Here is a 14137-nt window from a genome sequence, read left to right as displayed (position 1 = left end):
GGTGTCAGCCCGCCCGTCTGTGCTGTTTGGGACGAGATCGTTTCTCGACGTACATGCGCTCGTCGGCCGACTTCAGGACCTCGTCGGCGGTCATCCCGCAGTGCGCCCAGCCGATGCCGAAACTCGCGCCCACGCGGACGGCGCGGCCCTCGGCGCGGATCGGCTGGATGATCTCGTTGCGCAGGCGTACGGCGAGGTCCTGGGCGTCGGCCCGGCCGAGTCCGTCGGCCAGTATCACGAACTCGTCGCCGCCGAGCCGGGCGACGGTGTCGCCGTCGCGGACCCCGCTCGAGAGCCGCCGGGCGACCTCGATGAGGACCGCGTCGCCGGCGTTGTGCCCGAACCGGTCGTTGATCGACTTGAAGCCGTCGAGGTCGCAGAAGAGCACCGCGAGCCCCTTGGAGCCGTCGTCGCGGGCGCTCTCCTCGGGGGCGACGGTGTGCACGTGGTGGTCGTAGGCGTCGTACGCCTCGGCGCCGGCCGGCCGGTAGTCGAAACCGTGGTCCTGGGCGTCGAAGGCGGGCCGGCCGTAGGCGCTCTCCACGGTGTCCACGGCGTCCGTCGTGGACAGGGCTTCCATGGCGTCGAGGGCGGCGGGGTGGGCGGACTGGGGGCGCCGGCAGAGCCGGGCGGAGAGGCGGGAGCGCAGCTCGGCGGAGTTCGGCAGGCCGGTGAGGGAGTCGTGGGAGGCGCGGTGGGCGAGCTGGAGCTCGCGGCGCTTGCGCTCCTCTATGTCCTCGACGTGGGTGAGGAGGAAGCGGGGCCCGTCGGCGGCGTCGGCGACCACGGAGTTGCGCAGCGACACCCACACGTACGTGCCGTCACGGCGGCCGAGGCGCAGCTCGGCGCGGCCGCCCTCGGCGGAGGTGCGCAGCAGGGTGCCTATGTCCTCGGGGTGGACGAGGTCGGAGAAGGAGTAGCGGCGCATCGCGGAGGCGGGGCGGCCCAGCAGCCGGCACAGGGCGTCGTTGGTGCGCAGGATCCGCCCGTGCTGGTCGCCGCCCATCTCGGCGATGGCCATGCCGGAGGGGGCGTACTCGAAGGCCTGGCGGAAGGATTCCTCGCTGGCGCGCAGGGCCTGCTGCTCGCGTCCGAGCCTGACCAGCGCTCGCTGCATATTCGCGCGTAGACGTGCGTTGCTGAGGGCTATCGCCGCCTGGAACGCGTACATCTGGAGCGCTTCGCGGCCCCAGGCGCCGGGCCGGCGGCCGTTGCGCGGGCGGTCCACGGAGAGCACGCCGATCAGTTCGCCGCCGGAGCCGCCGCCGGGCGCGGCGGGCGTGTACATCGGTGCGAACAGCCGGTCGGAGGGGTGCCACTCGTCCTCGAAGCGGGGCTCGGGGCCGTCGGTGTACCACTGCGGGACGTCGTCGTCGTCGAGGATCCAGCCCTCGGTGTGAGGTATGAAGACCAGGTCTCCCCAGGTCTCGCCCATGGTGAGGCGGCGTTCCCAGGACTCGCGCGAGCCGACCCGGCCGGTGATGAGGGCCTCGGCGGCGGGGTTGCCGGAGAAGGCGGCGACGACCAGGTCGCCGTCGGGGCGCACGAGGTTCACGCACGCCAGCTCGTAGCCCAGTGCGGTGACCACGCCGTCGGCGACGGTCTGCAGTGTGTCGGCCATGCTCCGTGCCGTGTTCATGTCGGCCATGACCTGGTGCAGCTGTCGCAGGGACGCAAGGCGGACATACGGCTCCGACTCGGTCTCCATGCTTCGCCCTCCCCCCGAGACTTCGCAGCGAATCAAGGGTTGTCTTCGGCGTGACGTCGTTGCTGTCGACGCTGTCGTTTCTGTTTCGATCCGCGCGTGACACGTGTCCCGTGTGTGTCGCGCTGTGTCGACGTTGTGCCTGTCTTCAGTAACGCCTCCGCCACTGAATCACAGCGCGCTCCCCACTCGGTACACAGGGTCAACAATTCATGCCTCTTGTGACTCAAGTCACATAAGAACGTGAACATTTGAGTGATGATTCTGCGTTTTTCCTGTGTCATTCCTGCGCGCATGACGCAGTGTGCCGCAGAGCCTACGGGAATCGGTCCCCGGACCTACGCCCCCTCTCGGGCGGAGGTCCGATGCGGGCCGGCCCCGGCGGACACTAGCGTGCGGAACGTGCCTTCCTCCATGCCCCCCGAACTGCTCCCGCCCCACCCCCCGCCGGCTCACCCCGTCCCGGCCGCCCCGCCGGCCGCCGGGCATGCTGTGGGGGTGAGCGACGACGAGTTCCGCAGCGCCCTGTCCCGGCTCGCCGGCGGGGTCGTCCTGGTGACCGCGCAGGAGCCGCCTCTGGACCCGGACGACCCGCTGGCGCCGCAGGGCGAGTACGCCGGCATGACGGCCACCGCCTTCCTGTCCGTCTCCCTGGACCCCCCACTGGTCCTGGTCAGCCTGCGCACGGGCTCCCGCATGGACGACGTGCTCGACGAACAGCCCCTGTGGGCGGTGTCCGTCCTCGCGGAGAGCCAGCGGCACATCGCCGGCCGCTTCGCCATGAAGGGACGCCTCAGCGACCGCCTCCTCTTCGAGGACATCCCGTACGTGACCGGCGAGGCCACCGGCGCGCCCCTGGTGGGCGGCGCGCTGTCCACCCTGGAATGCCGCACCGAGCAGCGGGTGACGGCGGGCGACCACACCCTGGTGATCGGACGCGTGCTGAGCGCGCGCGTACCGAGCGCCGAAGGCGGCCCGCTGCTCTATTTCAAGGGCCGTTACCGGCAGTTGGGCTGACCCGTACTGAACGCTAATTCAGTGGCCCGCCGCGGATCGCCGCCTTAACGTGCCCGGATGACGACCCCCGCCACCCCCGCCGCGCCTTCTCCTTCCGGGGCTTCCCTCACGCTCGAGGAAATCACCCGCGCGAATGTGGAAGCCGCGCTCGCCATTCAGGTCCGCCCCGAGCAGGAATTCGCGGTGTCCCCCGTCGCGAAGTCCCTCGCCGAGGCGTACGTGTACCAGGACGTCGCCTGGCCCCGCCTGATCGTCGACGCCGGCCGGCCCGTCGGCTTCCTGATGGCCTTCTTCGACATCGACTGGAAGCAGGACGGCGGCAGCGTCATCCGCTCCGGCCTGTGGCGGCTGAACATCGCCGCTACCGAACAGGGCCGCGGCTACGGCCGCTTCGCCGTCGAGTCCGTCGCCGCCGAGATCCGCCGCCGCGGCGGCCGCCAGTTGTACGTCACCTGGCACCCCGGCCCGCACGGCCCCGAGCGCTTCTACCAGACCCTGGGCTTCAAGAACACGGGCGAGAAGAGCGAGGGGGAGACGGTGGGCGTGCTGGAACTGGACTGAGAGCGGGCTCACGGCCCTGGACCTTCCCGGGCCGCGCCCACGTCAGGTCAGGTCAGGGAGCGGGCTCACGGACTGGAGCCTTCGGGGCTGCGCCCACGCCAGGTCAGGTCAGGTCAGGACCAGTCCCGGCTGGTCCTGCCGCGCTTGGTCTCGGAACGCTGTTTCTTCTCCCGCAGCCGGCGCTCGTTGATGCCCCGCGGGATGCGGGTCGGGCGGCGCGGCTTGGGCGGGGGCGCGGTCGCCTCGGCGAGCAGGGCGGTGAGGCGCACCAGGGCGGCCTCGCGGTTGCGCCACTGCGAGCGGTGCTCGGAGGAGCGGACGCTGACGACCCCGTCGACGAGCCGACCGGCCAGCCGCTCCAGGGCCCGCGCCTTCCACACCTCGGGCAGCGCCTCGGTCGCCGCGAGGTCGAAGCGCAGCTCCACCTGCGAGTCGCTGGTGTTGACGTGCTGGCCACCCGGCCCCGACGACCGCGAGAAACGCCACATGAGCTCGGCCTCGGGCAGTGAGACGGAGCCGCGGATGATGAGTCGCCCGGGGGTCGGACCCCCGAGCCCCCGAGAGGAACCGGACATGACGTCCATGTTCCCGGCTGTGACCCGTCCACGTCACCCGAATATCCGACGGAGTCCCCTAGGTCCGCGGGCCGCCGGTGCGGCCGTCCGTGTGACCGTCCGCGGAAGCGTCGGTAAAGAAAGTAAAGACACGGGAACCTTGGACATCCCGCACGGCGTTCATAGGGGTAGCTGTAGCTTCGTGGCGCACGAAGCCTCTACGCAACGAGGGAAAGGACTCCCATGGCTGTAAGCCTGTCCAAGGGTGGCAACGTCTCGCTCACCAAGGAGGCTCCGGGCCTGACCGCCGTCACCGTGGGCCTCGGCTGGGACGTCCGCACCACCACCGGCACGGACTTCGACCTCGACGCCTCCGCGATCGCGGTCAACCCCCAGGGCAAGGTCTACTCGGACGCCCACTTCGTCTTCTTCAACAACAAGCAGACCCCCGACAACTCCATCGTCCACACCGGTGACAACCGCACCGGCGAAGGCGCGGGCGACGACGAGGCGATCAACGTCAACCTGGCGGCCCTCCCCGCCGACATCGACAAGATCGTCTTCCCGGTCTCCATCTACGACGCGGAGAACCGCTCGCAGAACTTCGGCCAGGTCCGCAACGCCTACATCCGCATCGTCAACCAGGCCGGCGGCGCGGAAGTCGCGCGCTACGACCTGTCGGAGGACGCGGCCACCGAGACGGCCATGGTCTTCGGCGAGCTGTACCGCAACGGCGCGGAGTGGAAGTTCCGCGCGGTCGGCCAGGGCTACGCCTCGGGCCTGGTCGGCATCGCCCAGGACTTCGGCGTCAACGTCTGACCCGACACCCCTGCGGCACCCCGGTGCCACGCCTGAGCGAGCAGCACGTCTCGCGGAGCCCCCGGCCGAAAGAGGCCGGGGGCTCCGGCGTGCCCGGCGGAAGCCACCTTCCGCGTCTCCCCCAGGGGCGAGACCCCGTCACGCCCGCTCCGGCTTGCCCTCCCCGTACAGCCAGTCCCGCCAGACGGGGCGGAAGTCCTTGTCCGGCGCCTGCTTCTCCACGAAGGCCGTGAACTGCTCCGTCGTGGCGTTGCCGTGACGGTGGGCGGCGGTCCAGCCCTGGACCAGATCGAAGAAGGCGTCGTCGCCCACGGTCTGCCGGATCTTGTGGATCACCATCGCGCCACGCTGATAGACGGGACCCTGCGCCGAGATGTCCTCGGCGCCGGGCGGCACCGCCGGCGGGAAGGACCACAAGTCCTCGTACTTCTCCTCGCCCTCGTCATACATCTCCTGAAAGGTCTGCTCGGCCGTGGGACCGCCCTCGTCCTCCGTCCACAGCCACTCCGCGTAGGTGGCGAACCCCTCGTTCAGCCACATGTCACGCCAGGTCCGCGGCGTGACGGAGTCACCGAACCACTGATGGGCGATCTCATGGACGAGCAGCCGAGGATCGGGCGAGCCGGGGAACACCGGACGGCTCTGCGTCTCCAGGGCGTATATGACGTCCCCCGGGCGGTCGACGATCGCACCGGCAGAGGAGAAGGGATACGGCCCGAAGTTGAACGCAGCCCACTCCAGCACCTCCGGCAACCGGGCGAGCGCCTCACGACCACGGGCGGCCTGGGTGGAGTCCACGGCGACATACAGGGGCGGCCCGTCCCCGGCAGCGGGCCGGCTGACGTCGTACCGGCCGATGGCGACCGTGGCCAGATAGCTCGCCATCGGCTCCGCTGTGTGCCAGGAGAAGGCGGTACGCCCACCGGCGGTCCGCTCGCCCCGCAGCTCACCGTTGGAGACGGCGGTGAGCCCCTCTGGCACGCTCACCGTGATGTCGTACGACGCCTTGTCGGAAGGGTGGTGATTGCCCGGGAACCACGCCATGGAGCCGGTCGGCTCGCCCAACGCCAAGGCGCCGTCGGCCGTACGCAGCCAGCCCTCCTTCGAGCCGTCGGGATCAGTGATCACAGCCGGACGGCCCCCGTAGCGCACGGACGTCTCGAACATCGCGCCCTCGGCCAGCCGGGCGGACGGACGGACGACCAACTCCTGGCCCTCATGGTCGAAGGACGCCTCCTTGCCCCCGACCGTGACCCCCTCGACCTCCAGCCCCTTCAGATCGAGATGAAACCCGTCCAGCGCCTGGGTGGCCCGGGCCGTGATCCGGGCGGTGCCGGACAGCCGGCGCGTGGCGGGATCGTAGGCCAGGTCCAGGGCGTAGTGCGTGACGTCGTAACCGCCGTTGCCGGCCTTCGGGAAGTACGGGTCCCCCACCCCCGAGGAGCCCTCGGCATCGCCCCGGCCCCCTCCGTCGCACCCCCCCAGACATAACGCGAGCACCGGAACGACAACCCCCGCAGCAGCGGCCCGGACAAGCCGCACAGTTCGGTACATGCCGGCGATCCTATGCGCAGCCGTTCGACCGGACACCTGATCGCGCCCGACGCATGACACCATCGCCTACGTGCTCGACATCGGCTACGCCCTCTCCAACCGGTTCCCCGACCCCCCGCAGACCGACTACCGCCGCGCGGACGTCCGGGCACTGCGGCACGACCTGTTCTGCGGAGACGTCTACCTCGCCGACACCAAGACGGACCGCGAGCTGTCCACAGCCTGGGGATGGGTGCCCGTACTCGACTTCGCGTGGGCCCTGTGCGACATCGTCGAACACCTCGACCGCGACCCGGCGGGCTCCCGCGCCTCCCGCCCCCAGCACGCGGAGCTGGACTTCACCGAATCCACCGACCGCATGCTCTTCGAACGCCGCTTCGGCTGGGTGGACGTCGAAGCCGACTGGATGCCGGCCGAAGAACCCCCACTGACCTTCTCCCACACCGAACTCCGGCGCGAGGCACGCGACTTCCTGCACGACCTGATCGCCGACCTCACCGACCTCCACGAAGACCTCGCCGACAACCCCGCGATCTGGACCCTCCAGGCACGCTTCCCCCGCATCAGCTGACCCCGCCTGGCCTCAGCCCTCCACTCTGATCCCCAGCTCCGCAGCCAACGCCGGTGCCAGATCCAGCAGTTGGGCCGCACTGATCACCGCGCCCGACAGCCGGTCCAGACCGCCCGCGAGACCCAGCTCCGCCGCACCCCGAAAGTCCACGTCCTTCAGGACCGCGGCGGTGAAATCAGCGGCCTTCAGCGCACAGTCCACGAACTCCACCCGCTCCAGCCGCGCACCCCCGAAATCGGGCTCCACCAGCACACAGCCCTCGAACACCACATCCCGCAACCGCGCCTGCCGCAGATTGAGAAAATCGATCTTGCCGCCGCGGACCAACACCCGCTCCAGAACCGCCCCGTGCAACTGGACGCCACCCAGCCGCGCGTCGACCACCTCGACATCCCGCAACGTCGCCTCGGCCAGCTCCGTGCCCACACCCCGCACCCCGGTGAGCACCGAATCGAGGAAGCGGGCGTGATGCAGCCGCGTCCCGTCCAACGCGCACTCTCTCAGCGCGCAGTCCATGAAACGCGCCCCCGCGCCGTCCTGACCCGCGAGATCCGCCCCCACGAACTCCAACCCGTCGTAATCCCCGTCAGGCTCCACCTCCCCTCCCCCGTACGGCTCCAACGCCCCGGGCAGCCGCACCTCCGGCCGCCGAGCACCCTTCACCCCGCTCCCGCCGGCCCCACGCCCCGCACCGGCCCCGCCGACACCTGTCCTCGCCATGCCCCCATCCTGCACCCCACCACTGACAAACCCCCCGACCAGCACAGACACCGGGATGTCACAAGCCGGGGCCCCGAACCGGTCGTATCCACAGCACCCCCAGCACACCGACCGAAGGAGAGCCCGTGCACCGCATCACCGTCATCGGCGGCGGCCTCGCCGGCCTCACCGCCGCCATCGCCGCCGCGGAGGCGGGCGCCGAAGTCACCCTCCACGAAGCCCACCACACCCTCGGCGGACGAGCCAGGACCACAGACGGCCCCTACCGGACGAACGAAGGCCCGCACGCCCTCTACAACGGCGGCCCCCACTGGACCTGGCTCGCCCGACGTGACCTCATCGGCCCCCTCGCACCCCTGCCACCCCTGGAAGCCACCCGACTCCGCCTCCGCCACCACGGCGCCCTCCGCCGCACACCGCCCCTCGCGATGCTGAGACTCCTGCACCGCGCCACCCGCCACCACGCACCCGTGGACACCGACTTCCTCACCTGGGCGACCGAGCTGGCCGGCGAGGACGGCGCCCGCGCCGCCGCCCACTACAGCGCCGTCGCCCTCTTCCACCACGACCCCGGCGCCCTGTCCGCCGCGTTCGTCCACGAGCGCCTGCGCCGCGCCACCAAACTCCCGCCCGAAGCGCACTACCCGCGCGGCGGCTGGACCACCCTCATCGACCGGATGGCCACCCACGCCTGGAACCTCGGCGTCCGCCTGGAGACCCAGTCCCGCGTCGACACCCTCCCCGACGACACCCCCGTGATCGTCGCCACCTCCCTCGACGCCGCCCGCCGACTGCTCAAGGACGACTCCCTCACCTGGCCCAGCGGCCGCACCACACTCATCGACCTCGCCCTGCGCACCCGCCCCCGCTCAACCGGAAGGACCCCCACCCGCGACGCCTTCGCCCTCTCCGACCTCGACGCACCCGGCTGGATCGAACGGTTCACCGCCCAGGACCGCACCCTCGCCCCCGCCGGCGAACAACTGATCCAAGGCCAGATCCCGATCGGCCCGCACGAAACCAAAGCCGACGGCATCGCACGCGCGGAACAGCTCCTCGACCTCGGCTTCCCCGACTGGCGCGAACGCCTCACCTGGCGACGCGAGGCGGTCGCCACCGGCCGCACCGGCGCGGTCGACCCACCCGGCACCGACTGGCGCGACCGCCCCGCCATCGACCGCGGCGACGACGTCTACCTGGCCGGCGACCAAGTGGCCTCACCCGGCGTGCTCTGCGAAGTCTCCTTCACCAGCGCCCTCACCGCCGTCTCCCTCGCCCTCGGCCGCACCCGCCCCGAACGCGAACCCGCATGAGACCGACGGACGGGCAGACCCCCGAGCGGCCCCTCCCCACATGCGCCCCCGCCCCGGCCGTGATCTTCTGGCCAGGTGATCGTCCACCGGGCAGGTGAGCCCGCGCCGGCCCCCGTCCCCGCCCCCGAGCCCGACCCCCAGCCCACCCCGGACCCCCGCCGCTGGTGGGCCCTGGTGGTCATCGCGCTCGCACAGCTCATGGTCGTCCTCGACGCCACGATCGTGAACATCGCGCTCCCCTCCGCGCAACACGACCTCGGCATCACCGACGGCAACCGCCAATGGGTCATCACCGCCTACTCACTGGCCTTCGGCGGCCTCCTCCTCCTCGGCGGCCGCATCGCCGACCTCGTCGGCCGCAAACGCACCTTCGTCCTCGGCCTCGTCGGCTTCGCGCTCGCCTCGATCTTCGGCGGCGCCGCCACCGGCCCCGGCACGCTGTTCGCCGCCCGCGCCCTCCAGGGCGCCTTCGCCGCCGTCCTCGCCCCCTCCGCGCTCAGCCTCCTCACCACCACCTTCACCGACCCCGAAGAACGCGCCAAGGCATTCGGCACCTACGGCACACTCTCCGCCAGCGGCGCAGCCATCGGCTTCATCGTCGGCGGGCTCCTCACCCAATACCTGAACTGGCGCTGGTGCCTCTACGTCAACGTCCCCCTCGCCATCGCCGCCGTCTGCATCGCCCTCACCGTCCTGCGCGACCGCCCCGGCCCCACCGCCGCCCGCCTCGACGTACCCGGCGTCCTGCTCGGCTGCGGCGGCCTCATCTCCATCGTCTACGCCGTCAGCGAGGCCCAGCCACGCGGCTGGAGCGACCCCCTCGTGCCCACCCTCCTCGCCGCCGGGATCACACTCCTGACGGTGTTCGTCTGGTGGCAGACCCGCGCACCGGTACCCCTGCTGCCCCTGCACATCGTCCGGGACCGCAACCGCGCCGGCTGCTTCCTCACCATGGCCCTCGCCGTCGTAGGCATGTTCGGCATGTTCCTCTTCATGACCTACTACCTCCAAGTAGTCCTGGAGTACTCCCCCCTGCAGACAGGACTCGCGTTCCTCCCCCTCACCGCCTCCATCGTCACCGGCTCCACCCAGATCTCGGCCCGGCTCATCAACCGCGTCCCACCCCGCATGCTCATGGCCCCCGGCATGACCCTCGCGGCCGGCGGCATGCTCGTCCTCACCCGCATGACCGTGGACAGCACCTACGCCACCCAGATCCTCCCCGCACTCGTCCTCATGGGCCTCGGCATGGGCCTCACCTTCATGCCCGTCTTCTCCACAGCCACCGCCGGCGTCGACCCCCAAGACGCCGGAGTCACGTCGGCCACCGTCAACACCTCACAGCAAGTAGGCGGCTCGATCGGCACCACCCTGCTCAACACCATCGCCACCACCAGCGCCACCGCATACGCCGGCGCCCACCTCACCGACCACTCCGACCGGGCACGCATCGCCGCGGAAGCCACCGTGCACGGCTACACCGTCGCCATCTGGTGCGCCGCCGCCATCATGCTCACCGCCGCCCTCGTAGCGGGCCTGATGGTCACCGGCAGACCCACCCGCCACCACGTCCCGGCCGAACAACCGGCCCTCCCCGAATCGATCGCCTGAAACCACCCCCGCCCCGGCCGGAAACCGCGGGAAAACCGCGTGGTACGGCACCCCGCACCGCCGTACCGTCCCAGGAATGATCGACGTTCCCGACGCACTGGCGACATCACAGGCCAAGGCCAACGGCGAGGCGGGACGAGCCTTCATCGCCGCACTGCCCGCACTCGCCTCGCACTTCCTCGAACGCTGGGACCTACGCCTCGACGGCACCCCGATGCACGGCCGATGCGCCCTGGTCCTGCCCGTCACCTCCACCACCGACGGCACCCGCGCCGCCCTCAAACTCCAACCGGTCGACGACGAGAGCGCAGGCGAACACGTCGCCCTGCGAACCTGGGCCGGCCGACGAGCCGTACGACTCCTACGGCACGACGAACCCACCGGCACCCTGCTCCTCGAACGCCTCGACCCCGCCCGCATGCTGACCCACGTCCCCGACCCCCAGGAAGCGGTCCTCGTCATCGCCCGGCTACTGGCCGAACTGACCGCCACCCCCGCACCCGCCGGCATGCGCCGCCTCGGCGACATCGCGGCCCGCATGCTGGAACGCACCCCGCACGCCCTGACCCGCGTCGAGGACCCGACCGCCCGCCGACAGCTCGCCGACTGCGCCGCCGCACTGCGGGAGGTCGCCGATGAACCCGGCGACCGACTCCTCCACTGGGACCTCCACGACGGAAACGTCCTCGCCGCCGACCGCGCCCCCTGGCTCGCCATCGACCCCAAACCCCTCGCAGGCGACCCCGGCTTCGACCTCTGGCCCGCCCTCGCCAACCGCTTCGACCCGGCCGACGTCCGCTGGCGCTTCGACGCGATGACCGACGTCCTGTCCCTGGACCGCGCCCGTGCCCGCGCCTGGACCCTGGCCCGCCTCCTCCAGAACGCCCTGTGGGACATCGAGAACGGCGACCGCCCCTCCGCACAGGACCTGGAGATCGCCCACCGCCTCAGCGATGACCACGCCGGCCCGGGAAGGCGGCCATGACCGCGCCGCACACATGGAGAAGCCCAGGCCAAACACTGCTTGACCTGGGCTGCTGAGCCGCCTGTCGGAATCGAACCGACGACCTGCGCATTACAAGTACGCTGCTCTGCCAACTGAGCTAAGGCGGCATTACGCGCTACAAGGCCGCACGCGAAGGCGGGACCACTTTACACAGGGGCCGCTTCACCCAGCCACGGAGTTGCTGTCCCGAAGAACGCCTCGGGGGTCCGGAACCGGCCGCCGTCGAAAATTTCCGCGAAGTTCACCGGCGCGCAGGTGCTGACAGGGCGACGGCGGCCGGGTACCGTCCTGAGCCAGTTCACTCCGGTGGACTACACCAACCACCTTCCTACAACGGATCGTCCGGCACGTTCCTGCCGGTAGAAGGGGGCCTTCGAGCCATGGCCACTGTCACTTTCGACAAGGCGACCCGGATCTACCCGGGTTCCACCAAGCCCGCCGTCGACGCACTCGACATCGCGATCGAGGACGGCGAGTTCCTCGTCCTGGTCGGCCCGTCGGGTTGCGGCAAGTCCACCTCGCTCCGGATGCTCGCGGGGCTCGAGGACGTCAACGGCGGCGCCATCCGCATCGGTGACCGCGACGTCACGCACCTGCCGCCGAAGGACCGGGACATCGCCATGGTGTTCCAGAACTACGCGCTCTACCCGCACATGACCGTCGCCGACAACATGGGCTTCGCGCTCAAGATCGCCGGCGTCAACAAGGCGGAGATCCGGCAGAAGGTCGAGGAGGCCGCGAAGATCCTCGACCTCACCGAGTACCTGGACCGCAAGCCGAAGGCCCTCTCCGGCGGTCAGCGCCAGCGTGTCGCGATGGGCCGCGCCATCGTGCGTGAGCCGCAGGTCTTCCTCATGGACGAGCCGCTGTCCAACCTGGACGCCAAGCTCCGTGTCTCCACGCGTACGCAGATCGCCTCGCTGCAGCGCCGTCTCGGCATCACCACCGTCTACGTCACCCACGACCAGGTCGAGGCCATGACGATGGGCGACCGTGTGGCGGTCCTCAAGGACGGTCTGCTCCAGCAGGTCGACACCCCGCGCAACATGTACGACCGTCCCGCGAACCTCTTCGTGGCCGGCTTCATCGGCTCGCCGGCGATGAACCTCGTCGAGGTGCCGATCGCCGACGGCGGCGTGAAGTTCGGCAACTCGGTCGTGCCGGTCCAGCGCGACGCGATCTCGGCGACCACCGACAAGACGGTCACCGTCGGCGTCCGCCCCGAGCACTTCGACGTCGCCGGCGCGGACTCCGACCAGGGCCTCGCGGTCACCGTGAACGTGGTCGAGGAGCTGGGCGCCGACGCGTACGTCTACGGCACCGCCAAGCTCGGCGGCGACGACTCGAAGGACCTCGTCGTCCGTGTCAGCGGCCGTGACGTCCCGGAGAAGGGCAGCACGCTGCACGTCGTCCCGCGCGCGGGCGAGACGCACGTGTTCTCCACCTCGACGGGCGAGCGTCTCTCCGACTGACGCCGGACCGCTCCACATCTTCAAGAGAAGGGCCCCGCGGTTTCCGCGGGGCCCTTCTCGTCGCCGCCGTCCACCCGGCGAACCCCGACACACCGGGCGTTTCGAACGGCACTCGTCAACCCCTTACCCAAAAAGAAGCACACCTTCATCCCCCGACCGAGTGACTTAATGTCGCCGTGTCATTACGGCGCGCTACCCTCACACGCGTGAAGCACTCCGTGAAGCACTCCAGCACCCCTCAGACGCGACGCGGCCGGGGCCCCGCCCGGCGGATCGGTCGCTCCCTCGCCCTCGTCCTGCCCGTCGTCATGGTGCTCTCCGGCACCCTGGCGGTCACCCGGGTCAACTGGTCGGGGGACCCCTCGGATTCGGTGCTCACCGCCTCCGACGCCTCCGCCTCCACCGGGCACCGCACCTCCCACAGCGCCGCGAAGGCCCCGCAGGACATCCTGCGCGACCGGCTGCTGACCGAGCTCCACGACGAGAACCCGGGCGTCGCGCTGACCCACCTCCAGGAGGCGGTGAACGGCAAGCCGTCCCTGGCCAGGCACTGCGCCTCCATCGCCCGCGCCCTCGGCCGCGCGGCGGTCCGTCTCCACGGCCCCGCACGGGCGCAGTCCTACGCCCGTCCCGTCTGCGACACGTCCTTCGCCTCGGGCGTCATGGCGGCCCACGGCTGAGGCACGGCGGCGGGTGCACCCCTCCGGGTGAGCCCGCACGCCGCCGCCCGGCACCGCCCCCTGGATCACACCTCTCCGTCGCCTCGGCGCGTCACAGGCGGGGCTCCAGGCGGTGGGCCCGGGCGCTGAGGTGGCGGCGTTCGGGGGCACTGGTGGTACGGCGGGCGGCTTCGCGGTAGGAGGCCGCCGCGGCCTCGTGTTCACCGAGGAGTTCGAGGAGGTGGGCACGGGTGGCGAGCAGCCGGTGGTGGCGGGCCATGCGGTTGTCGGCGTCCAGTGCCCTGACCAGGTCGAGCCCTGCGGCCGGGTCGTGAACCATCGCGACGGCGACCGCGCGGTTGAGGGAGACCATCGGGTTCGGCCCGAACTGCTCCAGGAGGTCGTACAAGGCGAGGATCTGGGGCCAGTCGGTGGCGTCGGTGTCCTCGGCCTCGTCGTGCACGGCCGCGATGGCGGCAATTTTTTCGCACCGCGTCGAGCAGGCCCGCACACCGAGGCGAAGCAGGTGATCAAGCTACGCCCCGGCTCGGTACCGGCGTTGACCCGGCGCTCCC

13 protein-coding genes, 1 tRNA gene and 1 pseudogene are annotated in these 14137 nt (G+C 70.8%); 9 read left to right on the top strand and 6 right to left on the bottom strand.

Translation table 11 applies throughout. The features are described 5' to 3' along the window. Positions 1-4 precede the first annotated feature (4 nt). Complete coding sequence (gene cdgB, locus ACFYXA_RS22115) at positions 5-1708, bottom strand: diguanylate cyclase CdgB (RefSeq protein ID WP_352246585.1); 1704 nt, start codon at positions 1706-1708, stop codon at positions 5-7. Between the two features lie 495 nt (positions 1709-2203). Here cdgB and ACFYXA_RS22110 point away from each other — a divergent pair, with 495 nt between their 5' ends. Continuing rightward, complete coding sequence (locus ACFYXA_RS22110; protein WP_352246586.1) at positions 2204-2722, top strand: flavin reductase family protein; 519 nt, start codon at positions 2204-2206, stop codon at positions 2720-2722. Positions 2723-2779: 57 nt separating this feature from the next. Then, on the top strand, positions 2780-3283 hold the full coding sequence (locus ACFYXA_RS22105; RefSeq protein ID WP_389035346.1) for a GNAT family N-acetyltransferase: 504 nt from the start codon (positions 2780-2782) through the stop codon (positions 3281-3283). A gap of 113 nt (positions 3284-3396) precedes the next feature. Here ACFYXA_RS22105 and arfB read toward each other — a convergent pair whose 3' ends face one another. After that, positions 3397-3858, bottom strand: coding sequence for an alternative ribosome rescue aminoacyl-tRNA hydrolase ArfB (gene arfB / locus ACFYXA_RS22100; protein WP_352246588.1), 462 nt, complete (start codon positions 3856-3858; stop codon positions 3397-3399). Between the two features lie 222 nt (positions 3859-4080). On the opposite strand from arfB, the gene ACFYXA_RS22095 reads away from it, so the two are divergent. Next, positions 4081-4656 (top strand): TerD family protein, encoded by a 576-nt coding sequence (locus ACFYXA_RS22095; RefSeq protein ID WP_130441939.1) that lies wholly within the window; start codon positions 4081-4083, stop codon positions 4654-4656. A 138-nt stretch (positions 4657-4794) separates the two neighbouring features. On the opposite strand, the gene ACFYXA_RS22090 is transcribed toward ACFYXA_RS22095, so the two are convergent. Beyond that, a complete protein-coding gene (locus ACFYXA_RS22090; RefSeq protein WP_352246589.1) occupies positions 4795-6210 on the bottom strand; it encodes a M1 family metallopeptidase in 1416 nt (471 codons plus the stop codon). A gap of 70 nt (positions 6211-6280) precedes the next feature. On the opposite strand from ACFYXA_RS22090, the gene ACFYXA_RS22085 reads away from it, so the two are divergent. Then, positions 6281-6781 carry a hypothetical protein gene (locus ACFYXA_RS22085; RefSeq protein ID WP_389035340.1) on the top strand — a complete coding sequence of 167 codons (501 nt, stop codon included), beginning with the start codon at positions 6281-6283 and terminating at the stop codon, positions 6779-6781. A gap of 12 nt (positions 6782-6793) precedes the next feature. Here the strand turns inward: ACFYXA_RS22085 and ACFYXA_RS22080 are convergent, their stop codons facing one another. Then, positions 6794-7501 carry a pentapeptide repeat-containing protein gene (locus ACFYXA_RS22080; protein ID WP_389035337.1) on the bottom strand — a complete coding sequence of 236 codons (708 nt, stop codon included), beginning with the start codon at positions 7499-7501 and terminating at the stop codon, positions 6794-6796. 125 nt (positions 7502-7626) lie between these two features. On the opposite strand from ACFYXA_RS22080, the gene ACFYXA_RS22075 reads away from it, so the two are divergent. The 3 genes from ACFYXA_RS22075 (at position 7627) to ACFYXA_RS22065 (ending at position 11410) form a co-directional block, all read left to right on the top strand. Beyond that, positions 7627-8814: an FAD-dependent oxidoreductase gene (locus ACFYXA_RS22075; protein ID WP_352246592.1), complete on the top strand. Its 1188-nt coding sequence runs from the start codon at positions 7627-7629 to the stop codon at positions 8812-8814. Between the two features lie 174 nt (positions 8815-8988). Then, complete coding sequence (locus ACFYXA_RS22070; RefSeq protein WP_389036152.1) at positions 8989-10425, top strand: MFS transporter; 1437 nt, start codon at positions 8989-8991, stop codon at positions 10423-10425. A gap of 76 nt (positions 10426-10501) precedes the next feature. Further along, entirely contained in the window at positions 10502-11410 is a 909-nt protein-coding gene (locus ACFYXA_RS22065) for an aminoglycoside phosphotransferase family protein (protein ID WP_389035333.1), read from the top strand. A gap of 55 nt (positions 11411-11465) precedes the next feature. On the opposite strand, the gene ACFYXA_RS22060 is transcribed toward ACFYXA_RS22065, so the two are convergent. Then, positions 11466-11538, bottom strand: a tRNA-Thr gene (locus ACFYXA_RS22060). A gap of 273 nt (positions 11539-11811) precedes the next feature. Between ACFYXA_RS22060 and ACFYXA_RS22055 the strand changes: the two genes are divergently transcribed. Then, positions 11812-12903 carry a sn-glycerol-3-phosphate ABC transporter ATP-binding protein UgpC gene (locus ACFYXA_RS22055; protein WP_351091721.1) on the top strand — a complete coding sequence of 364 codons (1092 nt, stop codon included), beginning with the start codon at positions 11812-11814 and terminating at the stop codon, positions 12901-12903. 218 nt (positions 12904-13121) lie between these two features. Next, on the top strand, positions 13122-13583 hold the full coding sequence (locus ACFYXA_RS22050; RefSeq protein ID WP_389036149.1) for a hypothetical protein: 462 nt from the start codon (positions 13122-13124) through the stop codon (positions 13581-13583). 91 nt (positions 13584-13674) lie between these two features. Here ACFYXA_RS22050 and ACFYXA_RS22045 read toward each other — a convergent pair. Next, positions 13675-14040 (bottom strand): annotated as a pseudogene (locus tag ACFYXA_RS22045) (RNA polymerase sigma factor); the annotation flags it as partial. Positions 14041-14137 lie beyond the last annotated feature (97 nt).

The sequence above is a fragment of the Streptomyces sp. NPDC002566 genome (assembly GCF_042889585.1).
Classification (GTDB): domain Bacteria; phylum Actinomycetota; class Actinomycetes; order Streptomycetales; family Streptomycetaceae; genus Streptomyces.
The sequence above is the reverse complement of the archived record's forward strand: the minus strand, read 5'-3'. Positions and strand labels throughout refer to the sequence as shown.